Genomic DNA, 21,312 nt, shown 5'->3' with positions numbered 1-21,312 from the left:
CTGCTCCTATCGAAGAAGCCTGTCAGGTATCGAAGGGAGCACCTCCGATACCACCTTCGGAGACTGCGGCGCGACACAGATGGCCATGTAGATTTAAAAATATATAGTGGGAAGAGGCTTCGTGTTACCGAGGAGGCGTCGTGGCAGACCAGGAGATCCAGAGCAATCCCCTCGACTACGCTTCGGCAGGCTTGGGACGACGCGCCGTCCTCATGGCCGGCGTCGCCGCGATGTCCGCGGGCTGCGCGGGGGAGGCCACCCGGCGAGCGCCCGGCCCGGCCTTCGACCCTCGGAACTGGGGCTCGGTCCGTGCCCAGTTCTCGCTCACCTCGCGCTACGCGCACTTCGCCGCGTTCATGCTGGCCGCGCATCCGGCTCCCGTACGGGACGCCATCACGCAGTACCGAGACGCACTGGACAGCCGACCTCAGGACTACGGGATCGGCTTCTACGACCTGGAGCGCAGCGACGACACGCGCAAGGCGATCGCCGGGTACATCGGGGCCCAGCCGCAGGAGGTGGCGCTGACCGACAGCACCACCATGGGGCTCGGCCTGGTCTATGGCGGCCTGCGGTTGAAGGCCGGCGAAGAGGTGATCACCACCGAGCACGACTTCTACTCGTGCCACGAGGCGCTGCGGTTGCGCGCGGAGACCGACGGCATCGTGATCCACAGGGTGCGGCTGTACGAGAATCCCGCCACGGCCTCCGCCGACGAGATCGTGAACAGGCTCGTTCGCCGGATCACCCCCAGGACCAGGGTGCTCGCCCTGACCTGGGTTCACTCGAGCACCGGCGTCAAGTTGCCGCTGTCGCAGATCAGCCAGGCGGTGAAGGAGATCAACGCCCGGCGCGGCCCGAGCCGACGGGTCCTGATCGTGGTCGACGGTGTCCACGGTTTTGCCGCGGAGAACGCCTCCATGAGCGACTTGGGGGCCGATGTCTTCATCACGGCCACGCACAAGTGGCTGTTCGGCCCGCGAGGCACCGGATTCGTCTGGGCGAGAACGGATGCTTGGCCGTTGCTTCGACCGGTGATCCCGAGTTTCTCCCGGCAGGCCTGGACGGGAACCCCCGGCCCGCCGGCCGACCTCAATACTCCGGGCGGCTACCACTCGTTCGAGAACCGCTGGGCCGTACCGCAGGCCGTCGCCTTCCACGAGTCCATCGGCAAGGCGGCCGTCGCGGAGCGGATCAGGTCCCAAGCCGTCCAGCTCAAGGAAGGGCTCGCCAAGCTGCCCAACGTCCGTCTCGTGACGCCCACGTCTCCGGAGCTATCGGCCGGAGTCATCTGCTGCGCGGTCAACGGCATGGAGCCGGACGCCGTCGTCCAGCGGCTTCTCACCAAGCACGCGATCTCGGCGGGTTCGACGCCGTACCGTGAGTCCTTCGTCCGGTTCGGGCCGAGCATCGTTACCAGTCCGGACGAGGTGGAGCGAGTGATCAAGGCGATGGCGTCGATGCGCTGACGATCGGGCGGATCTCCACGGTCGGCGAGCCCGGCCACGTTCGCACCATGCGCAGCACCTCGTCGAGGTCGGCCGCCTCGACCTCGATGTACCCGCTGAGCGCCGGCGTGGCGAACGGCCTGTCCCACATCACGGGATCCGGGCTGAAGCTCACGTCGACTGTGGTCGCGGTCTCCGCGGGTTTCAGCCGTCGGCTGTGCACGATGTTGGAGTGGTATTTGGCGAACCACCGATCGAGGAGATCCCTGGTCTCGTCATTCATTGGCTCGGCATCATCGCCGCCGCAATAGAGCAGTACGTATCGCATGTTCACCGATCCCATGCTCCAGTCCCGGGCTCGCCCATCGCGGACCCGGGACTGGGCGCTTGTGTGCTAGTGGCCTGTGACGCACATCCGGTAGCCGCCGTTGAGGATCATCTCGGCCATGCCCACGTAGGCCTCGGGGTCTTCGGGGGTGTAGGCGCCGAGACCGTCGCAGTACCGGTTGAACATGCAGAACGCCGCGGCGATGAGCACGGTGTCGTGGATCTCGACGTCCGTCGCGCCCGCGTTACGGGCGTCCGTGACGAGTTCCTCCGTGACCGCGTTACCGCTCCGCTGGACCGCTCCGGCGATCTTCAACAGCTTCTTGAGCTTCTCCGGGATCGGGGCGCTGTCGGGGTCGTTCATGACCTTGTCGACCAGCAGGCGGCCCTCGTCGTACTGGGCGCCGCTGACCTCCCGGTGTGTCGAGTAGCAGAACTTGGACTCGTTCAGCGCCGAGACGTAGGTGGCGATGAGCTCCCGGTCCGCCCGGCTCATCGAGTGCGGGTTGCGGAGCAGGGTCTCGGCCAACTCCGCGAGCGGGCGCCCCGTCTCCGGCCGGTACTGGAACAGGCCGGGCGTGCCGGGCGCCATCTCGGGTTGGATCGCGATGTGGGGCATGGTCTCTCCTCTGTCGACCTATCTCTAGTGGTGTGCTTGAGCTACATATAGTTTTCGGCGATTCATGAATTCCATCGCTTGAGCCAGTCGGTTTCTTGCGCGACCTTTTCCCGATGGAAGTCGGGCGAGGGAGAATAGAGGGTCACCTCGGGTGCCGGCTCGTGGAAGAACCGCCCCTCACCTTTGGCGGCGCAGTGTCCGCCGAGCTCGATATAGCACGAGCCGTATCCCGAGAAAGAGGAATCGGGGCCCTCCATTCCCAGAAAACGTGCGACCTCTATCGCGACCGTCTCCGCCTCGCCTTCCGCGAAGACCGCCGCCTTGGGCAGCGGCTTGCCGTTCGGGAGCTTCAGGAGTGTGACGTCGCCGACGGCCCAGACCCCGTCGGCCTCGCTGACGAGCGTGTGCGGGTCCACCGGGATCCAGCCACCGAAACTCGAGGCCACGGGCGCCGGCGGTCGATGTGCCGGGACGACGGCGAGGTGCTCGAACGTCTCGCGACTGCCGTCGGAGAAGACCAGTTGCCGTCTCTCCGGCACTATGTGGTCGATCATCTTGTTCGGGTGGAATCCGATGTTGTGTTGCTCGAGCATCCCCACCAAGGCCTTGCCGACTTCGGGTCCGGCAACAGGCATCGGCAGGGGGTCGGGCGTGAAGGCATCGATCTGGATCCGGTCGGGGATGCCACGTGAGCGCAGCATGTCGGCTGCGAGCAGGGCAGCCTCGAACGGAGCCGCCGGGCACTTGAACGGCACTCCTGCCACTAGGAACGCCACTCGGCCGTGGTTCAGCTTCCGTGCCCGCTCATGGGTCGCGCCGGCTCCCTCCAGCGTGTAGAACTCCGTCGCGACGCCGGCGGCGATCGCAGCGTCCAATCCCGGCGTGCTTCCCGTATCGAGCGCCGCCCCCAAAGCGATGACCAGCGCGTCGTAGCTCAGCTCGCCACCTTCCACGACCACCGAGCGGCGATCGAGGTCGATGGCCTGAACCTCCGCCTTCAGCATCTCAACGCCGCGCAGCGCGGATTCCGTCGGCCGTACTTTGACCGACTCGGCGGTGCGCCAGCCCCGCAGGACCCACAGCAGTGACAGCCCGAGGGCCCCGTCGAACGAGCGATCGACCAGGACGACACGATCGGACTGGGGCAGCAGCTCACGTAGCCGCGACGCCGCGATCAGGCCGCCAACTCCAGCACCCAGGACGACAACATTGCGAGGCATGGACCCTCCCGGATCAAACGTTGATCACCTTGTCCGCCCAGGCCGTCCAACCGGACAGCTCTTTCATGGATGACCGATGGGGCCCCTTGGCCGCGCGGGACTCGTCGATGCCTCGGGCATCCAGGCAGGTGCCGCAGCTCCCGACCTCGGCCCCTCGGTCGATCAGAGTGCGGATCATCGAGCCGACGTTGTAGTAGCCGTTGGGCGTGCGCTGGTCCGCCATCACGGAAACGACGGCGTCCCCGAAGAGGAAGACCTTGACCTCGTTCTCCTCCTCGTCGAGCAGGGTGCGCGCCCACCGGATGCCGTTGTAGGTTCGCTCGGTGCCGTAAGGAGGGTCATGCAGGACGAACAGGACTTTCACGGCGTGCTCCTTTCATAGGACGGTCGAACCGGCGCCATCCAGCGCGTCGTCGCGCCCAGGCGACCCCGGAGGGACTTGGACATGCGGTCCACGCACACGACGAGGATCGCGACGGCAGCGATGAGGGTCGCCAGCTCCTGATAGCGGAACAGGCGGAGCGCGATGGCCAGCGCCTGCCCGATGCCGCCGGCTCCGACGAAGCCGATGACGATCGAGCTTCTGATCGCGCACTCCCATTGGTAGAGGAGCTGGGAGGCGATGTTGGCCCGGGCCTGAGGCAGAATTCCCAGCAGCGCGCACGTCAGGCGAGAGCCGCCGGTCAGTTTCATCGTTTCCACGGGCGCGCGGTCGACGGCCTCGAGCTGCTCCGAACAGAGCTTGGCCACCACACCTGCCGAGTGAAGGCCGATCGCATAGACACCGGCGGCCGGCCCGAGCCCTACCGCGGCCACGAACAGCAGCGCCCAGAGGAGCTCGTGCACGCTGCGCAGGAGCGTGGCGGTTCCCCGGGCGACTCCGGATATCCATCGTGGCGCCTCGACATTGGCGGCGATCAGCAGCGCCAAGGGCAGGCCTATCGCCATGCTCAACACCATGGCCGCTACTGAGATCTGCACTGTTTCCAGCGCCGCGACGGCGACGCGTGACAGCAGATCGCCGTCGAGGTCCGGTGGAAAGAGCCCGGAGATGATGTCGGCGGCGCCTTCCCTGCCGGCCAGGAGGGACGCCGGCCCTACGCCTGTGCCGCTGATGGCCCAGCCCGCCATGACGGCCGCGCCGATGGCTAAAGTCCAGCGGAGCGCGCGCCGCCGCGGGGGAAGCTCGGTCATCATGTCACCCGCTCCGCCACGAGAGCTCTGCCGTAGATCCGGCTGAGGTCATCTGCTTCGGGTACGGCGCCGTCGAACACCACGCGGCCGTGGCGGAGCGCCACGACGCGTTCGAAGCAGGAGGCCACGGCCAGGTCGTGTGTCGTGGCCACCACGGTGGCCTCGGTTTGCAGCAGGTGTTCGATGACCTCCGCCGCACGGACCGGGTCGAGACCAGATGTCGCCTCGTCGGCAAGCAGGAGGAGAGGCTCCGTCAGCAGGGCCCGGACCAGTGCCACGCGCTGCCGTTGCCCTCCGGAGAGCCGCTCCACACTGGCAGGGAGCAGCTGCTCGATCTCGTGCCGGCGGGCCAGCTCGGTCAGACGGCGGACGTAGCGGCGGGGCACGGCTCCGCGCAGCACCGTGAGCCAGTCGATCAGACGCCACTGGTAGGCAGCCGCCGCCAGGATGTTGGTTCTGGCGGTCATTCCGGGGACGAGATCATCTCGCTGGCGTACGCAGCCGATGGATCGGCGCAGCGCGGTCACTTCGGACCTGGATCCGAAGGGATCGAGTCCGTCGACCCGGATCCACCCGGTGACGGGCGGGACGGCGCCGACGATCACTCTGAGGAGCGTCGTCTTACCGGCTCCAGACGGGCCGAGCAGGGCGACCCGTTCACCCGCCGCCACGGTCAGGTGAATGTCCTCGAGCACTGTCTGGTCACCGAAGCGCACCGTGACGTCCGCCAGTTCGATTCGCATAGCAGCCCCATTACCTGCCCTGTTCGGCGAGCAGCCCGAGTTCCGCCGCCTTGGTTCGCACGTCGGCGTAATGCACGCCCGACACACGGACGTACGCTTTGGCGCGTAGCAGGTCGAGCAGCTTCGCATCCTTGATCGCCAGGAAGGCGTCCGTGATGGCGGAGCGGATGTTGCCGTCCAAACCCTCCCGGGCGACCCACGGGTACCCCATGACCTTGTGGGTGCCGACGACCCGCAAGCCTCCCTTGGGGACCGTCCCCTGGCGCTCGAGGCGGTGGAGGATGCGCAGCTCGATCCCTCCGGCGTCCACACTGCCCGACAAGACGGCCCGGGCTGTGGCGTCATGGCCCCCGGTGAACCGCACGCTCTTCAGCGGCGGACACCGGGTCAGGTCGCCCGGTTCGCAGCGGGCCCCAGCCTCGACGATCATCGCGCGCGGGTACAGGCTGCCCGAGGTCGAGCTGACGTCGCCGAAGGCGAAGCGGCTGCCACGAGCGACCACGTCCCGGACCGAGCGCGCGGAGGAATCCTTCGGGACCACGATGGCGGCCAGGTACTCAGGAGTGCCCGTCTCCTGGTCGACCTCGGACACCAGCGGTGTGACCGCGGACTTTTCCCGTGCCTGCACGTAGGAGAGACCGCCGAGATAGGCCAGGTCGATCTTCTTGGCCGTGAGGGCGGTCACCACGCCGGCGTAGTCCGCGGCGACGAACAACTCCACCTTCCGCTGGAGCCGGCCCTCGAGATAGGCACGGAACGGCTCGTAGTGGGCGCGCTGCTGGTCGGGCGAGATGTTGGGGATGACGCCGACGTGGAGGGGTTCGTCGGCGGTCCGCTGGGCGCCGCAGCCGCCGGTCATGACGAGCACGGCCGACACCAGCAGGAGCGCGGCTTTGGGGAGTCGCATCAGCCGGCACTTCCCGTCGTGGCGAGTGCGGGTCCGGCGGCGTCCGCGCCCGCGACGGGACGTACGGAGACGCCGAGCGCGGTGGCGCCGATGAGCTCGTTGGCCATGAGATTGGAGATCGGCATGATGAGCCCGGCCTGGACATCCCGCCACAAGCGCTCGAAGGGCTGGGTGCGGGTATACGCGGCGCCACCCAATACGTCCACGAGGCGGCGGTAGATCGCGACTGCGTTGTTCGTGCAGGTGTTCTTGACGAAGGCGCAGCGGGCCAGACCCTCCTGCACCCCGAGCTGCTCGACCAGCCGCCTGCTGACGAACTCCTCCGCGTGCCGGTGCAGCACACTGCGGTTGATCTCGAGGAGGATCTCGCAATCGGCGATGGCGTCCTGCACCCGCGTGTCCCTGGTCAACCCGCGGCGCCGTACCACGTCGATCACCCACTCCAGGCCGGCGGCCGCGACTCCGGTGTACACCGCGCCGAACGAGGGGGCCTGCCAGCAGATGATCGTCTCCAGGATCCCGGCGTCGAAGTGGCCGATCGGTACCGACTGCACCACTGCCTGTTCGGGCACGAACAGGTCCTCGAAGACCACGTCGTTGCTCTGGGTGGCCCGCATGCCGAGCGTGTCCCAGGTCTGGTGAACGGTCACCGCCGGGTCCGACATGTCGACGAAGACCACGAACAACCGCGGGCCCAGTTCGGGGTCGTCATAGTGTGCCGTCGTCGCGCAGTGAGTGGCGACCGCGCTGTTCGTGGCGAAGTTCTTCCTCCCGTTGATGAGGAAGCCGCCGGGGACCCGCTCGGCCTTGGTACGGGCGTCGAGGAACAGATTGGAGACGCCGATCTCGCTGGAGATGGCCGCCAGCACGAGACCATCGCGACCGGCGATCCCGAGAACATGCTCCAGCATGGGGTTTCCGGTCTGCCGCCATACGGCGGCCCAAGAGCCGAGCGGCGCCGCGTGCATGGCGTAGGCCAATGCCGTCGCGCCGTCGGCCTGTGCCAGCCGTTCCAGGACCAGCAACATCTCTCCCTGCTCGGCGCCCAGCCCTCCGAGGGTTTCCGGCACCGTCAGCCGCATCAGCCCGGCCGCGCGGAGGTCGGCGTAGTTGTCGTAAGGGAAGACGTTGTCCCGGTCGTTCTTGACAGCGCGTTCGGTCAGCGCGGGGGCGACCTTTTCGGCGAGGCTCAGGAAGCCTCGCTGCCGTTCGTTCAGGCACTGTCGCACGGTGATCTCCTTGGTGATCCGCGACACGTCGGGCCGGGCGTGACATCGCCCGGACGGCCTGTCAGGTGACGTACCGGTCAAACATGATCAAACGGTACTTTATAATTATATAGTTCAGTCGAGGGACGGCTCTGTCAATAGGCCGTGCATGAGGTACGGCGCCGCTTCCAGTTGAAAATCCATAAGTGGATGGTGTCGTTTGACCGCACCTTCCACGGCGAGCAGGCACAGCAACGGAAAGACGAACTGGGGGTCGGCGAAATGGCCGTGCCGGCGCTGGAGGTCGAACAGCTCCACGGAGAAGGAGGAGAGGCTGAAGCGGTCGGCCACCAATCCCGCACTGCGGGCGATCAGCTCGGAGACGTCGCGCCTGAATCCCGCGACATCAGCGCCGGATGCGACCTTACGAACCGTGGACAACAAGATCTCGGCACATTCGTCGCCACGCCCCTGCACCATGCCCGCGAAGAACTCGGTGAACTTCAGCCGCGCGTCAGGGGTCATCTGGTAGGTGAACCCGGCGTCCAGCACAATCACCGAGCCGTCCCGTCTGATGTACGCGTTGCCCTGGTGCAGGTCGACGTGGATGAAGCCATGCAGGAAGAGCATCCGGTACACGGCCCGGACCAGCACCGCCATTCCCGTCTCGCGAACCGTGGCCGGCAGGCGGTCGGTCATCGTGCGGTCGAGTCCATCGATGAATTCCATGGTGATGACACCGTCGCCGCACCATTCCGGAACGGTCGCCGGTACCACGACCTCAGGAAGATCCGCGAGGTCCCGGCGAAGACGTTCAAGGTGGACCCGCTCCGAGACCAGGTCAAACTGGCGGATCAGGCATTCCCCCAGCTGCTCCGCGATGTCGTCGAGCGGCACTCGCAGCAGCGGCGGGAGCCTGCCGAGCACCCGCATCAGAGCCTTGACGATCCCGATGTCGGCTGACATGGCACGCTCGATCCCGGGGCGGCGCACTTTGACGGCCACCGCGAGACCATCCAGCTCGGCACGGTAGACGCAGGCGATGGATCCGCTCGCGACGGGTCGGCCGCCCAGCGCTCGGGCCAGTTCCCCGGGCAGCGGCCCGAGCGCGCGCTCTGCCGCTCGCCGCGCGTGAACCGCGCGCATGGGCGTGACGTCGTCCTGCAAGGCACCCAGCGCTCGTGCCATCGTCGTCCCCACCAGATCGGCCCGCGTGCCGAGGAGTTGCCCTACCTTGATGAAGGCGCCTTGCAATTTCTCGGCCAGCCGCACGACCTCGGACGCGACGCGCTCGGCCCGCGTCCGCCGCGACGGCAGCGCGAGGACGAGCACGACCCGAGCCATCGCGAGAACCGTCCAGAGCACGATGCGGAAGGCACGTGCCACCAGGAACGGGGCAGTCCGGAATCGCATGGTCAGCCCCGCCTTGTTCCCAGTCGCCTCTCCATGACTTCCCGCAGTTGTTCTGGGGAGCCGTCGAAAGCCGTGGGCGGGATCGGCACGGCCTCCGTGGAGCGGACGAAACCCGACTGGTGACCGCTGTCAGGCCGGGAGACTTTGATGCGCTTCGGCAGGCGGTCTTCCGCGGCGTCGCCGAACTCCACGACCTCCCATCGGCGGATCTGGCGCGCTCCCCGATGAACGAGGCGGGAGACCACGATTCCGTCGCCCACGGTGACGGACTCCGTGATATGAAGCCCCGGCACTGTGGCCGGTCCTTCGTAGCGCTTGAGTTCCGTACGCCGCGGTCGTATCGGAACCAGACCCCGCTCACCATCGGGGTCGATCGGCTCGAGCGCCGGGTGAGCCCAGGCCATGAGGTCGATGTAGCCGACGTCCGTCAGCGGCAGGCAGTCGAAGACCAGCCGCTCCAACACCTGAATCGGCTTCTTCATGGTCGGCAGGTACGTCTGGACCTGACAGGTCCGCTCAAACGGATCTTCGGTGATCCACACGTAGGTGCCGGACAGCACCTCCGGTTCCATCACGAAGAGTGCCGTCTGCGCCACTCCCTCTCCCCCGCCGCCGGTGAACCGCCGGCCGAACAGATAACGCATGGGTTTGTGGCCCAGATCGGCCTCGATGCAGAATCCATAGGAAGCGTGCCGGCCCGCACGGAGGTTCGCGCGGACCGGCACGGCAACGCGCACGTCGTTCATTCTCGATGGCCTATGCGAGCACTTCGGCGAGGTCGGCCGGAATCACCGCGCTCTGGATCGGCACATGGTGGATCAGCGAGCCGATCTCGATGTCCGCGGCGATGAGCTCGCCGACCTGACGGCCTTCAGGGTCGAAGAGCGTGTAGCTCTGCGACGTCCGCGACACGTCCCCGATGGGGGGAACCATCGCAACCCGCGACTCCAGCCGAACGATCTTGCTGCCGGTGTCGATGGTGGTGCCCAGCTCTTCAACCTCGAACCGAGGATAGAGCATGGTGATACAGTCCTTGATCGGTTGTATGCCGTGATCTTCCGGCGGCGGGCTCGGCTTGACCCGTGCTCCCTCCGCCTTTCCCGGTGAGTTCGACACCCGGACCTGACCGAACACTTCGCTGTGCCCGGTCACCTGGAGGGCCAGGAACTGCGCGGTGATGGTGGAGTTCGCCCAGGTGAGCGGCTGGCCGTCGGCGGCCTTGGGGTCGTGCCGACGGTAGACCGCCATGCCGTGCAAGTCGACGATGTCCTCGCCGAGCCCTTCGACCCGGACGTGGATGCGCTCCCGCACGGTGAAGGCCTCGAGCGAGGCCGACGTCAGCGTGTAAGGACGGATCGGGTAGAGGTTACCCTCGCCTCCCCACGCCGCTTCGTGACCCTTCACAACCTCCGCAGACGAGAGCGCCGCGCTCTGCTCGTTCTCGACGAGGGGTTTGAGGGGACGTTGAGGTTCGCTCACAATTGAACCTTTCGTCTGGATTTTTACTGTTGCTCGATGTCACCGCCTACTTGGCGAGTGACTGCATGAGCTCATCGAGAGAATCGACGACGTGCGCGAAGTCGATCTTCCGCTCGAGCCTCTCGGTGTCCTTGACCGTCCGGTCTCCGAGTTCGGTCGCGAGGACCTCGATCAGGCGATCGAGGTTGTTCTGCGCCACGCTCACCGGGAAGTGCTTGAGGGGGAGCTCGTGGACGGGGTCGGCCAGCGGCGAGCCCGTCTCCAGGGTGCCGTCCGTGCCGGTCGAATCCCGCCACACCCGCTCCACAGTGCGGTCGTACTCCCGGAAGGTCCCCGTGTAAAACGGCTTCCAACGCCTGCGCAGTTCGTTGGCCGAGATCCGCCCCTCGAGGAAGTCCGCGGCGACCGGAACGAAAGTGCCGCGGAATTCTTCGAGCAGTGAGGCGACGTCAGGAGTGAGAGTGGTGGCAGGGCTTTCCGCGATTGTCATGTGGCGCTCCCGTGTGTTCCTCGACCTGGTGTTACCTCTCTGGACATCTCATTCATTGGACTACTTTAAAGAGATATAGTCAAGCATGTGCTGAGGTGGTCGTCTCGGGGGTGAAATGTCACCATTTTCCTGACGGGAGGAGCGTTCCCCCAGGTGGAGGCGGTGGAGATCGACCTTGTGGCGAATGAGGCGCCGGCAGAGGATCCGGCGAGTGCTCCTAAAGGAATGCGCCGTACTCCTAAAGATTCCCGGCCTACCACTAAAGAGTCGTCGTGAAATAAAAAGGAGGCCCCGCCGTGCGGGGCCTCCATTTAGCGGAGACGGACGGGAATCGAACCCGCCGGCGACGCATCACGCCGCCCATCGGTTTTGTAGACCGTGAGGGCCACCAGACACCTAAACGTCTCCAACACCTGGAATTGTATCGCATCAATGGTGTCGATAGAAGTTCGTCCAGCATGATTTCTGCATTTTGCTGTTATGTCAGGTCAGGCTACTTATTGATTTTGAGCCGTCTCGAGTTACCGTCCACACGAACGGTGTGTCCTCGTTGATCAAGAAACTCCAGGAACGGGATGACCACCCGACGGCTGGTGTCGAGCGCTCTCCTTGCCTCACTGGCTGTGAACGGCTGGCGCAGCTCGCCGAGGATCCGCACCGCCTCCGCTTCGGCCTCCGGCAACAGCACGACCGTGTCGGCGATGCGGAGCACCGCTCCCGCCCGGGCCGCGGCGGCCAAGGTCCTGCCGGTCAGCCGCAGTTGCGCCAGACGGGACGCCTCGGGGGCCTGGAACGGGGAGCGTTCAAGGTCCTGGCGGAGCCGGTCGACCGCTTCTGTCACTTCAGGCGGGAGGCTAGGCCCCTGTGATGGACGGACGATCCGACCGGCCTCAAGTCGCAAGGGCGGCTGAACCAGAGCCTCGGCAAGGCGCCTGTCCGGCAGGCCCAGTTGTTGCCGCGCCGCGTCGACAGTGAGTCCGGGATCCAGCGGATGGTTGGCGGCATGCTTGGCAACGGCTTCGGTCAGATCCGTACGGAGCGATTCCCAATGGGCAGGATCGGCCAGCCAATCACCCGCGACAGGCCGGCCTTGCGGCTCACATCCCATCACGACCAGATCGGCCCTGCGCAGGAGCTTGTGCCGGCTCAGCAGGACCTGGGCGTCCGGCACCTCCGGCCAGCCCGCGAGCTCACGTGCCATCGTCGCTCCTCCGCCCCGGCGTTTGATCGGCGGTGGGCACACGTCCAGGACAGTGAGTCCGGCGATACGCCGCGATCCCGGATCACGCAGGATCGCGCGATCACCGATATGGAGCGGCAGGGGTGAGGCCAAGGTCAACCGGGCGGTGTCAGGGCCAAGTGGCCGCACGTAGACGGCGGTCGAAGCGGAACCGATATGCAGGCTCGGCTCGCGAGGCAGGACTTCCGCTGCTATACCCCTCAGTCGCACGTCGATCTGGTCGGTGATCGTCCAGTGTTCCGGGGTCACCAGCGCCATGCCACGGGTCACCGCGCCCTTGTCCACTCCTCTGAGGTTGACCGCCACGCGCGCCACGGCCGTTACGGTGTCCACTCGTTCCTTGAGCGATTCAAGACCCCGTACTCGGACGCGGGCCCCACCAGGGGCGAGCAACAGCTCGTCGCCGACCCGTACTCTTCCCGCGGGAAGCGTGCCGGTGACGACTGTCCCGCTGCCCCTGATAGTGAACGATCTGTCCACCCACAGCCTCACCGGAGCGGCGTCATCGGGTGCGGGCAACCTCCGCACGAGGCGGCTGAGCGCCGAGCGGAGTGCGGGTATCCCGTCACCCGTGATGCCACTGACGGCGACCGCTTCCACCTCACCGAGACAGGTGTTGACGATCTCCGATTGGGCCTCGGCTATCGCGGTTTCCGGGTCCTCTCTGTCGCTTCGGGTCACCACGAGCAGGCCATCCCGGACGCCGAGTGCGTCGATGGCCGCCAGATGCTCCGCCGACTGCGGCATCCAGCCTTCGTCGGCGGCGACCACGATCATGACGGCGGGCACGGGGCCCACACCGGACAGCATGTTGGTGACAAAGCGTTCATGTCCCGGCACGTCGACGAACGCCAGCCATTCCCCTGACGGGAGCTTCGTCCAGGCGTAGCCCAGATCGATCGTCATGCCACGCCGACGCTCCTCGGCCCACCTGTCGGGGTCGGTGTCGGTCAGCACGCGGACGAGCGTCGACTTACCATGGTCGACGTGTCCGGCTGTCGCTACGACATGCATGGCCGTGTCCTTCGTGCTCAGGTTGGGTTGTCGCTCGCCTTCAGCATGGCGAGGAGGATCTCGCCCAGCAGCTGGTCCTGTTCCGGCGGAACTGTGCGGAGGTCGACGACGACACGCCCCTTCTCAGTACGGGCGATGACAGGCGGATCGGCGGTCCGGAGCCGGGCCATCGCGACCGCCTCACTGATCGGTGCGGGATCGATGTCGACCAGAACGCTCGGCAATCCCTCGCCCGGCAGACTGCCGCCTCCCACCACGCTGACCCCTCGGCGCAGGCGGGCGGCCGAGCCAAACAGCGCGGCCAGCGTCTCCGCACGCGGGCGGATGTCCTCGGGAGTGAGCTTGAGCGCCCGCCACACCGGAAGGTCGTCGAGCCGGCCCTTCAGATGCGAGAGCAGCGTCGCCTCCATGGCCGCCAAGTTGAGCTTGTCGATCCGTACGGCGCGTGCGATGGGATGACGGCTCAGCTGGGTGACCAGATCCGCGCGACCGACGATGATCCCGGCCTGGGGACCGCCGAGCAGCTTGTCGCCGGAGAACACGGCGAGGTCCACGCCCGCTTGCAGGCTGTCCTCCAGCGTCGGCTCATCTCCCATCGAGCCATGCAGCAGGCCCGAGCCGATGTCGTGAAGCAGCGGTATGCCATGCTCCCGCGCCAGCTCGACCAGGGAGGACAGCGGCGGCTGGGCGGTGAAACCCTCGATGCGGTAGTTCGACGGGTGAACGACCATGAGCATGGCCGTTCGATCGGTGATGGCGCTCCGGTAGTCGCTCAGATGCGTGCGGTTGGTGGTACCAACCTCCACGAGAGTGACGCCAGCGGCCTCCATGACGCTCGGGATGCGAAACTCGCCGCCGATCTCGATCAGCTGCCCGCGAGAGACAATGACCTCGCGGTCCTTGGCCAGGCCGGACAGCGCGAGCAGGATGGCCGCGGCGGCGTTGTTGACCACCAGTGCCGCCGGCGCGCCCGTCAGCTCGCACACCAGGGCCCGCACCGCGGTGCCGCGTTTGCCGCGCTGGCCGGTCTGAAGGTCGAACTCGACCGTGGAGTATCCCGCCGCGTCCTCTATCGCCGCGCGCGCGGCCGCCGACAGGGGAGCGCGCCCGAGGTTGGTGTGCAGCACCACACCGGTCGCGTTGATGACCGATGTCAGCCGCCCGGCGCGCAGTGCTTCGATGGCCTTGGCCACCGTCTGCGCGAGATCGTCGAGCGAGGGCAGCTCGTGGCCGTCCCCTATGTCCAGGCGCGCGTATTCGAGCACGCGTCGTGCGGCTGTAACGACCACCGGCCGTCCCCAGGTCTCCACCTGCTCGACCAGCCAGGGATGGGCGAGGAGCACATCCATCTTGGGAATCGCCCGGCGTGCGTCATTGCTCATTCCTGGTCACCTCACGGCTGCTCGCCCGTCACCACGATCCGGCCCGCGTCTCCGTCGATCACCTTTCCCACCAAAGTCGCATAAAGACCGCGCCTCCACAGCTCCTCCAGCAGTTGCTCCGCGGGTTGGGGCACGGACATGAGCAGTCCGCCTGAGGTCTGCGCGTCGTGCAGCAGGATGCTGGTCTCGACGCTCACCTCGTCAGCGATGTCGACAGCCGATTCGAGGAACGAAATGTTGGCGCGGGTGCCCCTGGACACAAAGCCTGCTTGGGCGAGTTCCCACGCCCCGGGAAGGAAAGGGACTCTATCGGCGTAGATCTCGGCGCTGAGGCCGCTGGCCGCCAGCATTCTGTGGAGATGGCCGAGCAGCCCGAAGCCTGTCACGTCGGTCGCGGCGGACACCCCCGCCGCGACGGCCACCTCGCTGGCCGATGAGTTGAGCGTGGTCATCGACCTGACCGCCGCGCGGACAACGTCATTACCCGCCGCCTCCTGTTTGATGGCGGTGGAAATGACCCCCGTACCCAGAGGCTTGGTCAGGATGAGCCGATCGCCTGGTTGGACGCGGTCGATTGACAGGAGCCGATCCGGGTGGACCATGCCGACCACGGCCATGCCGTACTTGGGCACGGCGTCGTCGATGGTGTGGCCGCCCACCACCGCGCAACCGGCCGACGTCGCCACGGCGGCGCCTCCGCGCATTACCTCTCCGAGCATGTCGATCGGCAGGTCGTCGGCCGGCCAGGCGGCGAGGTTCAGCGCGATCGTCGGATGCCCGCCCATCGCATACACGTCGGAAAGGGCGTTGGCCGCGGCAATGCGTCCCCAGTCGAAAGGAGAGTCCACGATCGGGGTGAAAAAGTCCGTCGTCACGATGAGCGCCTGATCCTGGTTCAATTTGAGGACCGCGGCATCATCGCCCTCTGACAAGCCGATGAGCAGGTTCTCGTTCATCGGCTGAGGGAGAGGACCGAGGCTGCTCATGAGCTGGGTCAGGGAACCCTGGCGTAGCTTGCACGCACACCCCGCCCCCGGGGACAGTGAGGTCAGGCGAACGCTTTCCACGGTCAGCTCGCTCATCGCAACACTCCCACTGTCTATGCGCCATCGCACCCCGGCGAGAGAGATCTCGAGGCCTTGTCAGGTCCTGCTGAACAGCGATCTCACCGCAAGTAGACTACTATGAAGATATATAGTCAAGACGTTCCTTTTCGGGTACGCCGTGCTAGATGCTTTAGATCAGTGAGTGGGCGTTCCCGGAGCCAGTCCCAGCAAGGCGCTGCAGCGCATGATGGACTCCACATCCCCGATCATCGAGAGGCGCCCCGAGGCGAGGGCTTCGAACGGCGTCAGGCGCTTCGCGCCGATCTCCACGAACGTGTACGCGTCCGTGCGGGCGACCATGGCGGCCTCGCCCCCGTAAGGACCTTCCAGGGCCTTGACCTGGCCATCCGCGACCTGAATATGGAACACCACGTCATCCACATGGAACTCGTACGCTTCGTCCACATCGCCGGCACGATTCGCATCGATCATGGACTGCACGGCCAGGAAGCCCCAGTGAGGCCGCACTTCCAGGTCATCGTCGGGCCTGCCGAGGAATCCCATGCCCCAGTTGGCAAGCTTGAGCACGGGATCGCGAAGCTGGCGGCCGACCTCGGTCAACGCGTAGCCCTGGTCCCGGTTGGCGGGCTTGGTCAGAACGCCGTTCTCGACAAGGAATTTCAAGCGATCAGCAAGCAGGTTGGTCCCCATGCCAGGCAAGGCAGCGAGCAGCTCACCGTACCGCTTGGGGCCGAGCAGCAGCTCTCTCACGATCAGAAGCGTCCAGCGCTCACCAATGACGTCGAGAGCGGAGGCAAGGCCACAGTATTGCCCGTAGTACCTGCGCGAGTGGCTCATGGCGCGCACTCCTTTTCAATCGTCGCTACGACAACTACTTTAGTTCTAGATAGAATACACCCGGAATCCGGACTGAGCCGGAGGAGTCATGGCATCTGGATCACCTCGGGCACGCGTGTCCATCGTGCAGGATTCCGCCGCAAGCGGCGATCTCTCGCGGCTCTACTCGGACATCCGTGGGCACTTCGGCCTCGACTTCGTCCCAGATGTGTTCAAGCTTCTGAGCGGCAGACCGGATCTGCTCGAGGTCTTCTGGGTGGGCTACCAATCGATGTTCTCCATCGGGGTCCTGCCGCGTGAGGTGAAGGAACTGATCGCGGCGTTCGTGTCCCGTGAGGTGGCCTGCCGTTACTGCGCGGACGCCCATACGTTCTTCCTCACGCTCATCGACGCCGACCCGCGGTTGGTGGAGAGCCTTGCCATACCCGATGTCGATGGCATGCCGATCCCCGAAAACGTTCGCGAGTTACTGCGTTTCGCGGCTCGCGTGACGCATGAGGCGCACCGGATCGAGGACGGCGACTTCGACCGGTTGCGGGCGGCCGGCTGGGATCAGGAGCAGATCCTGGAGGCGGTATGGGAGATATGCCAGTTCAACGCCGTTGCGCGCCTGGCGAACGCCTTGGGGCTCCGGAGGGTCGGCGAACTCGCGGATCCCTAGACGACTACTGATAGATATAGTTAAGAATGCGAGATATGGTGCCATCAGTGGGTCATATCGCGATGGGCAGGTCGGACAGGCGCCACACGAGCATGCCGTCTTCAAGACGGAGGGCGCGGCGGGCCGTGAGCCGTCAGCGCACGGACGGCCTCATGTGCGAGCTCGCAGTAGGCGCCACGGCAGTAGGCCACGATGGTCGAGTCGCTCGGCAGATCCGTGAGCGGTCGGCGAGGTAGTTCAGCAGGATCGAGATGGCTTCGGCGATGTGGCCTGCGGCGTACTCCTCGTACGGCCGCACATCGATGACCGTCATGAGAATGTCGCATTCATCGTCGGGTTGGGCGCGCCGCCGAGATCGCCCGAGCCGAACTGGTCGACACCTCGGCACGGATGAGGCGGGATCTTCTCCACCGAGAACTCCCGAATTGCTGCCCGGAATGGTGCACCTGCACGGCCATCCAACGGATCTTTGCCAGGGACGCTGAACGTCAGCATCGAGGGAATCGTCGGCCGCGACGTGTCGGCCGCGATTCCCGAGGTGGCCGCATCGACCGGCTCCGCCTGCCATGAAGGTACGAATACGCCGTCAGCCGTTCTGGCCGCTATGCGGCCAAGCTGATCGCCCGCCAGTGCTCGAGCCCGGAGCAAGAGTCTCGTAGCACGGCACGGTCGCGCCTCCGGCGTGTCCTGGCTACGCCGGAGGCGCGGAAAGCCGGGCCCTGGTCAGGTGCTGGGCAACGGGGCGTACAGGTCGACGCCATTCCCGTCCGGGTCGAGTACGGTCGCGTATCTCATGCCCCAGGGCGTGTCCCAGGGTTCCGTGAGCGATGTAGCTCCGGCGTCGGTGAGTTCACGAAACTTCGTGTCGACTTCTGCTGGTGCGGGGAATTCGAAGGCGAAGAACGTTCTGGAACCGCTGGCCGGGCTGTTCCAGCCCGGTGTGTAGGAACTGCGGAACGGCTCGGTGTCGAGCATGAGGTGCATGCCGTTGGGCAGATCGCAGGAGGCGTGGTCGGGCATGTTGGCATCAACCTTGAAATCGAGCCCGAGCATGGCATAGAAGGCGATCGTCTTGTCCATGTCGGCCACCGCAAGGTCGATGGCGTTCATCACTGGGTACATGATCTACTCCTTCCGGAAGACTTCTCCTTGGTCGATGCCATGGGCATCGGCAGTTCGACAATAGACAAGTGACTCGGTGGCACAACCGCAATGAGGAATTTTGCGCCGAGATCGTGGACCCGCTTGGTGATCGTGTCGGTCATCCGCGGGCGCGGGCGGTTTTTCGCGGGATTGTCGTATCAGCCAGTGCGCCAACCGTCTTCTGAGTAAAGGCCGTTGGACGGGTGTAGCGAGAAGTCACGGATGCCGCGGCCAAAGCACCGCACGGTCATTGGAGGAACGACACGAGGAGGTCGGCCCGGTGAGGTACGTGCTGATGTTCTTCGCGGACGAGGAGCTCGTCCAGGAGATGGAGGCGACGGGCGAGCCAGGGCGGGAGGCGGTGTACGAGGCGGTCGCCCGCTGGATGGCCGGCAACGCCGACAAGGTCGCCGGCCGTCCGACCGCCGCGCCGCTGTTGTTCGAGGGCGAGCTCGGGTGGTCCCAGGAGACCCTGCCTCCCACTGTGGCGATAAATCGTACCGATGACAATCATCCATAGATCCTTGGAATACCGTAGAAGCGACCTGGGTGAGGAAGGACGTGATGATCCCGATCGTGGATGAGGGCTTGGGGAACTCCGCCTACCTGGTGGATCTCGGCGATGGCCGGGCCCTGGCAGTTGACGCTTCGCGTGACCTGCGAGAGATGAGGGCCGAAGCAGATCGACGTGGGCTCCGAGTGGCGTTCGCCGCTGAGACCCACCTGCATGCCGACTTCTTGACCGGCGCAATCGAGCTGGCCGCCACCGATGGAGCACGGATTGTGGCCTCCGCCTCCGGCGGGCGGACTTTCGATCACGTCGGACTGCGGGATGGGGATGAGGTAGACCTGGGCGGGCTGGTGTTATGGGCGTGGGAAACCCCCGGCCACACGGGAGAGCATCTGGCGTACTTGCTGCTGGACGGAAACCGAGTGCTGGGAGTGTTCACCGGCGGTTCCTTGATCGTGGGAGCGGCGGCGCGTACGGACCTGGCCGGTCCCGAACACACGGAGCCGCTGGCCCTCGCCCAGTACCACTCGTTGCGCCGCCTGATGGCGCTTCCTGACGAGACGGCGATCTGGCCCAGTCATGGCGCCGGGTCGTTCTGCTCGGCGTCTCCAGGTGCCGAGCGGACCTCGACGATCGGGAAGGAGAAGATCTCCAATCCGTTGCTCCAGTTGGGTGATGAGGAGACCTTCGTACGGAGGTTCCTGGACAGCCTGGGCAGCTTCCCGCCCTACTTCCGGCGCCTGGCGGAGATCAACCGGGGTGGGCCCGGCCTGGTCGGCCGGGCACGACTGGAACCGCTGAGCGCGGTCCATGTGCTGGCGTTGCTGGGCGATGGGGCTGTGCTGGTCGACGTACGTCCGGCAGCTGCCTTCGCGGCCCGGCACATCCCCGGTGCGATCTCCATTCCGCTACGACCGCAGTTCGCTTCCTGGCTCGGTTGGCTGCTGGATCTCGATACCACCATCGTCATCGTGCGGGATCGTGATCAGGACGCCGATGAGATCGTCTGGCAGGCGTTGAAGATCGGATACGAGTCAATGGCAGGCGAGCTGGCCGAACCCTGGCCGGGCGATCTGGAGACCATTCCCATGATCGCCCCAGGCCAAATCGGGGACCAGGCGGTGCTGGATGTGCGACAGGACGGCGAGTACGTCTCCGGACACATTCCTGGCGCCGTTCACGTCGAGCTCGGCGAGCTCCCTGGCGCGCCTGTGCCGGATGAACCGTTCGTCGTGATGTGCGGGCACGGCGAGCGCGCCATGACGGCGGCGAGCCTGCTGGCCCGGACCGGCCACCGGCGTCTGCGTGTGCTGAACGGCGGCCCCGAGGACTGGGCCAAGGCCACCGGACGTCAGCTGGAGCAAGGCGCGTGACCAGCGTGACTCCTGTACGACCTGATCACGGTAGGAATCCTCGTCCAAGCGTTTGCGATCCCCAGCGTCGCCGTGGGCGACACGTTCGTCATCTGGGCAGGCGCGCAGCTCCTCCTGGGGTCGGCACCGCACTGGTGTATCTGACACTGCTGGCGGTCATGGGCGGCGTGGCCCACCCCGCATGGCGCGCCCGCGCGGTGGGTGTCTACCGTTTGTGGCGCGACGGCGGTATCACTGCCGGTGCCTTGCTCGCCGGTCTGCTGGCTGACCTCTGGGAGCTCGACGTCGCAGTCTGGGCGGTCGCCGCAATCACCGCCTGTTCAGGATTGCTGGTGGCGGTGCGGATATACGAGACCCGCCCCAAGCAGTGGGCACTCACTGGTTGATCAAATGTCGACGCGGGTCCTGCCCCACCTGGTCACGATCTGTGTGCCTCCAGAAAACGGTCCACGTCCGCGGCCAATCGAGGCAGATCGGCTGCCGGGTCCGCCGAGCGGGCGAGAAGCATGCCGGCTTCGCACAACGTGCCGAAGATGAGCTGCGCCCGAGCGGGCAGTTTGTCATCCGCATCATCGCCAGCGGCCAAGCGCAGGCCGGCCAGGAGGACCCGCAGCGTGTGATCGTGCTCGATTTCCCGGGCCCTCTCCCAGCCCATCAATGACGGCGCATCAAGCAACACGATTTGCCGGAACCTGGGGTCGAGGCAATATTCCAGAAAGGTGCGAGCGCCGCGGCGGAGCGCGGTCCAGGCGTCGCTCTCCTCGGAGGCGGCCTGCTCGAGTTTTGCCGCCAATTCCTCTTGTTCGCGAACGAACACGGCGCGGAACAGTTCCATCTTCCCGCCGAAATGGTGATAGGCGGCACCCTTGGTGACGCCCGCCACTGCGGCGATCGCGTCAATCGACGTCTTCGCGTAACCATTGGTACCGAACAAGTTTCTCGCGGCACACACCAGCGCCGCTGTCGTCGCATCCGAACGCTCTGCCTGGGTACGGCGAATCATCGTCTCCCCATGAGCTCGCTACTCGCTGACTAA

Annotated in this window: 25 protein-coding genes and 1 tRNA gene; 5 read left to right on the top strand and 21 right to left on the bottom strand. The window is 65.9% G+C overall.

What is annotated here, in order from left to right; genetic code table 11:
* The first annotated feature begins 140 nt into the window (after window positions 1-140).
* The gene (locus EDD27_RS10595) at window positions 141-1,469 is read left to right on the top strand and encodes an aminotransferase class V-fold PLP-dependent enzyme (protein WP_127932245.1); all 1,329 of its coding nucleotides are present in this window, start codon (window positions 141-143) and stop codon (window positions 1,467-1,469) included.
* On the opposite strand, the gene EDD27_RS10590 is transcribed toward EDD27_RS10595, so the two are convergent.
* The 17 genes from EDD27_RS10590 to EDD27_RS10515 form a co-directional block, all read right to left on the bottom strand.
* Complete coding sequence (locus EDD27_RS10590) at window positions 1,444-1,731, bottom strand: YciI family protein (protein ID WP_127932244.1); 288 nt, start codon at window positions 1,729-1,731, stop codon at window positions 1,444-1,446. The genes EDD27_RS10595 and EDD27_RS10590 overlap by 26 nt on opposite strands.
* A 111-nt stretch (window positions 1,732-1,842) precedes the next feature.
* A complete protein-coding gene (locus tag EDD27_RS10585; protein ID WP_127932243.1) occupies window positions 1,843-2,394 on the bottom strand; it encodes a carboxymuconolactone decarboxylase family protein in 552 nt (183 codons plus the stop codon).
* A gap of 62 nt (window positions 2,395-2,456) precedes the next feature.
* Window positions 2,457-3,614 (bottom strand): NAD(P)/FAD-dependent oxidoreductase, encoded by a 1,158-nt coding sequence (locus EDD27_RS10580; protein ID WP_127932242.1) that lies wholly within the window; start codon window positions 3,612-3,614, stop codon window positions 2,457-2,459.
* Window positions 3,615-3,627: 13 nt separating this feature from the next.
* Window positions 3,628-3,978, bottom strand: a complete 351-nt coding sequence (locus EDD27_RS10575) for a DsrE/DsrF/TusD sulfur relay family protein (RefSeq protein ID WP_127932241.1) — start codon at window positions 3,976-3,978, stop codon at window positions 3,628-3,630.
* On the bottom strand, window positions 3,975-4,808 hold the full coding sequence (gene phnE / locus EDD27_RS10570; RefSeq protein ID WP_277750828.1) for a phosphonate ABC transporter, permease protein PhnE: 834 nt from the start codon (window positions 4,806-4,808) through the stop codon (window positions 3,975-3,977). Before phnE ends, EDD27_RS10575 begins: the two co-directional genes overlap by 4 nt.
* Window positions 4,808-5,551, bottom strand: coding sequence for an ATP-binding cassette domain-containing protein (locus tag EDD27_RS10565; RefSeq protein WP_164903564.1), 744 nt, complete (start codon window positions 5,549-5,551; stop codon window positions 4,808-4,810). Before EDD27_RS10565 ends, phnE begins: the two co-directional genes overlap by 1 nt.
* Before the next feature lie 10 nt (window positions 5,552-5,561).
* Window positions 5,562-6,458, bottom strand: a complete 897-nt coding sequence (gene phnD / locus EDD27_RS10560; protein ID WP_127932238.1) for a phosphate/phosphite/phosphonate ABC transporter substrate-binding protein — start codon at window positions 6,456-6,458, stop codon at window positions 5,562-5,564.
* Window positions 6,458-7,687 carry an acyl-CoA dehydrogenase family protein gene (locus tag EDD27_RS10555; protein WP_127932237.1) on the bottom strand — a complete coding sequence of 410 codons (1,230 nt, stop codon included), beginning with the start codon at window positions 7,685-7,687 and terminating at the stop codon, window positions 6,458-6,460. Before EDD27_RS10555 ends, phnD begins: the two co-directional genes overlap by 1 nt.
* 114 nt (window positions 7,688-7,801) lie before the next feature.
* Window positions 7,802-9,079, bottom strand: a complete 1,278-nt coding sequence (locus tag EDD27_RS10550; RefSeq protein ID WP_127932236.1) for an ABC1 kinase family protein — start codon at window positions 9,077-9,079, stop codon at window positions 7,802-7,804.
* A 2-nt stretch (window positions 9,080-9,081) separates the two neighbouring features.
* On the bottom strand, window positions 9,082-9,825 hold the full coding sequence (locus EDD27_RS10545) for a hypothetical protein (protein WP_127932235.1): 744 nt from the start codon (window positions 9,823-9,825) through the stop codon (window positions 9,082-9,084).
* Window positions 9,826-9,835: 10 nt separating this feature from the next.
* On the bottom strand, window positions 9,836-10,558 hold the full coding sequence (locus EDD27_RS10540) for a DUF6073 family protein (RefSeq protein ID WP_277750700.1): 723 nt from the start codon (window positions 10,556-10,558) through the stop codon (window positions 9,836-9,838).
* Between the two features lie 46 nt (window positions 10,559-10,604).
* Window positions 10,605-11,048, bottom strand: coding sequence for a hypothetical protein (locus EDD27_RS10535; protein ID WP_127932233.1), 444 nt, complete (start codon window positions 11,046-11,048; stop codon window positions 10,605-10,607).
* A gap of 315 nt (window positions 11,049-11,363) precedes the next feature.
* Window positions 11,364-11,456: transfer RNA gene (locus EDD27_RS54085), tRNA-OTHER, on the bottom strand.
* A gap of 85 nt (window positions 11,457-11,541) precedes the next feature.
* Window positions 11,542-13,302, bottom strand: a complete 1,761-nt coding sequence (gene selB, locus EDD27_RS10530; protein WP_127932232.1) for a selenocysteine-specific translation elongation factor — start codon at window positions 13,300-13,302, stop codon at window positions 11,542-11,544.
* Window positions 13,303-13,319: 17 nt separating this feature from the next.
* A complete protein-coding gene (gene selA, locus EDD27_RS10525) occupies window positions 13,320-14,684 on the bottom strand; it encodes an L-seryl-tRNA(Sec) selenium transferase (RefSeq protein ID WP_127932231.1) in 1,365 nt (454 codons plus the stop codon).
* An 11-nt stretch (window positions 14,685-14,695) separates the two neighbouring features.
* The gene (gene selD, locus EDD27_RS10520; protein ID WP_421917270.1) at window positions 14,696-15,751 is read right to left on the bottom strand and encodes a selenide, water dikinase SelD; all 1,056 of its coding nucleotides are present in this window, start codon (window positions 15,749-15,751) and stop codon (window positions 14,696-14,698) included.
* Between the two features lie 174 nt (window positions 15,752-15,925).
* Window positions 15,926-16,588 carry a winged helix-turn-helix transcriptional regulator gene (locus tag EDD27_RS10515; RefSeq protein ID WP_127932229.1) on the bottom strand — a complete coding sequence of 221 codons (663 nt, stop codon included), beginning with the start codon at window positions 16,586-16,588 and terminating at the stop codon, window positions 15,926-15,928.
* Between the two features lie 115 nt (window positions 16,589-16,703).
* Between EDD27_RS10515 and EDD27_RS10510 the strand changes: the two genes are divergently transcribed.
* The gene (locus EDD27_RS10510; RefSeq protein ID WP_164903563.1) at window positions 16,704-17,249 is read left to right on the top strand and encodes a carboxymuconolactone decarboxylase family protein; all 546 of its coding nucleotides are present in this window, start codon (window positions 16,704-16,706) and stop codon (window positions 17,247-17,249) included.
* Window positions 17,250-17,382: 133 nt separating this feature from the next.
* Here EDD27_RS10510 and EDD27_RS58590 read toward each other — a convergent pair whose 3' ends face one another.
* From EDD27_RS58590 to EDD27_RS10500, 3 genes are all read right to left on the bottom strand, one after another.
* Complete coding sequence (locus EDD27_RS58590; protein ID WP_206641337.1) at window positions 17,383-17,562, bottom strand: rhodanese-like domain-containing protein; 180 nt, start codon at window positions 17,560-17,562, stop codon at window positions 17,383-17,385.
* A complete protein-coding gene (locus EDD27_RS55440; protein ID WP_206641336.1) occupies window positions 17,559-17,744 on the bottom strand; it encodes a hypothetical protein in 186 nt (61 codons plus the stop codon). The genes EDD27_RS58590 and EDD27_RS55440 overlap by 4 nt, the downstream gene beginning before the upstream one ends.
* Window positions 17,745-17,972: 228 nt before the next feature.
* Window positions 17,973-18,371, bottom strand: a complete 399-nt coding sequence (locus tag EDD27_RS10500) for a VOC family protein (RefSeq protein WP_127932227.1) — start codon at window positions 18,369-18,371, stop codon at window positions 17,973-17,975.
* A gap of 301 nt (window positions 18,372-18,672) precedes the next feature.
* On the opposite strand from EDD27_RS10500, the gene EDD27_RS10495 reads away from it, so the two are divergent.
* The 3 genes from EDD27_RS10495 (at window position 18,673) to EDD27_RS10485 (ending at window position 20,662) form a co-directional block, all read left to right on the top strand.
* Window positions 18,673-18,912, top strand: a complete 240-nt coding sequence (locus EDD27_RS10495) for a hypothetical protein (RefSeq protein WP_164903562.1) — start codon at window positions 18,673-18,675, stop codon at window positions 18,910-18,912.
* A gap of 179 nt (window positions 18,913-19,091) precedes the next feature.
* Window positions 19,092-20,276 carry a rhodanese-like domain-containing protein gene (locus tag EDD27_RS10490; protein ID WP_241563960.1) on the top strand — a complete coding sequence of 395 codons (1,185 nt, stop codon included), beginning with the start codon at window positions 19,092-19,094 and terminating at the stop codon, window positions 20,274-20,276.
* A gap of 134 nt (window positions 20,277-20,410) precedes the next feature.
* On the top strand, window positions 20,411-20,662 hold the full coding sequence (locus EDD27_RS10485) for an MFS transporter (RefSeq protein WP_206641335.1): 252 nt from the start codon (window positions 20,411-20,413) through the stop codon (window positions 20,660-20,662).
* 32 nt (window positions 20,663-20,694) lie between these two features.
* On the opposite strand, the gene EDD27_RS10480 is transcribed toward EDD27_RS10485, so the two are convergent.
* A complete protein-coding gene (locus tag EDD27_RS10480; RefSeq protein WP_127932224.1) occupies window positions 20,695-21,279 on the bottom strand; it encodes a TetR/AcrR family transcriptional regulator in 585 nt (194 codons plus the stop codon).
* Window positions 21,280-21,312: the final 33 nt, after the last annotated feature.

It is taken from the genome of Nonomuraea polychroma (assembly GCF_004011505.1).
Taxonomy (GTDB): Bacteria; Actinomycetota; Actinomycetes; order Streptosporangiales; family Streptosporangiaceae; genus Nonomuraea; species Nonomuraea polychroma.
This window is presented reverse-complemented; position numbering and strand designations above follow the sequence as displayed.

Excerpts from the sequence above, each read along its gene's own strand:
- EDD27_RS10590 (WP_127932244.1), bottom strand. The coding sequence starts at position 1,731 with ATGAATGACGAGACCAGGGATCTCCTCGATCGGTGGTTCGCCAAATAC.
- EDD27_RS10585 (WP_127932243.1), bottom strand. The coding sequence starts at position 2,394 with ATGCCCCACATCGCGATCCAACCCGAGATGGCGCCCGGCACGCCCGGC.
- EDD27_RS10580 (WP_127932242.1), bottom strand. The coding sequence starts at position 3,614 with ATGCCTCGCAATGTTGTCGTCCTGGGTGCTGGAGTTGGCGGCCTGATC.
- phnE (WP_277750828.1), bottom strand. The coding sequence starts at position 4,808 with ATGACCGAGCTTCCCCCGCGGCGGCGCGCGCTCCGCTGGACTTTAGCC.
- EDD27_RS10565 (WP_164903564.1), bottom strand. The coding sequence starts at position 5,551 with ATGCGAATCGAACTGGCGGACGTCACGGTGCGCTTCGGTGACCAGACA.
- phnD (WP_127932238.1), bottom strand. The coding sequence starts at position 6,458 with ATGCGACTCCCCAAAGCCGCGCTCCTGCTGGTGTCGGCCGTGCTCGTC.
- EDD27_RS10550 (WP_127932236.1), bottom strand. The coding sequence starts at position 9,079 with ATGCGATTCCGGACTGCCCCGTTCCTGGTGGCACGTGCCTTCCGCATC.
- EDD27_RS10545 (WP_127932235.1), bottom strand. The coding sequence starts at position 9,825 with ATGAACGACGTGCGCGTTGCCGTGCCGGTCCGCGCGAACCTCCGTGCG.
- EDD27_RS10535 (WP_127932233.1), bottom strand. The coding sequence starts at position 11,048 with ATGACAATCGCGGAAAGCCCTGCCACCACTCTCACTCCTGACGTCGCC.
- selB (WP_127932232.1), bottom strand. The coding sequence starts at position 13,302 with ATGCATGTCGTAGCGACAGCCGGACACGTCGACCATGGTAAGTCGACG.
- selA (WP_127932231.1), bottom strand. The coding sequence starts at position 14,684 with ATGAGCAATGACGCACGCCGGGCGATTCCCAAGATGGATGTGCTCCTC.
- EDD27_RS10515 (WP_127932229.1), bottom strand. The coding sequence starts at position 16,588 with ATGAGCCACTCGCGCAGGTACTACGGGCAATACTGTGGCCTTGCCTCC.
- EDD27_RS58590 (WP_206641337.1), bottom strand. The coding sequence starts at position 17,562 with ATGACGGTCATCGATGTGCGGCCGTACGAGGAGTACGCCGCAGGCCAC.
- EDD27_RS55440 (WP_206641336.1), bottom strand. The coding sequence starts at position 17,744 with ATGCTGACGTTCAGCGTCCCTGGCAAAGATCCGTTGGATGGCCGTGCA.
- EDD27_RS10500 (WP_127932227.1), bottom strand. The coding sequence starts at position 18,371 with ATGTACCCAGTGATGAACGCCATCGACCTTGCGGTGGCCGACATGGAC.
- EDD27_RS10480 (WP_127932224.1), bottom strand. The coding sequence starts at position 21,279 with ATGATTCGCCGTACCCAGGCAGAGCGTTCGGATGCGACGACAGCGGCG.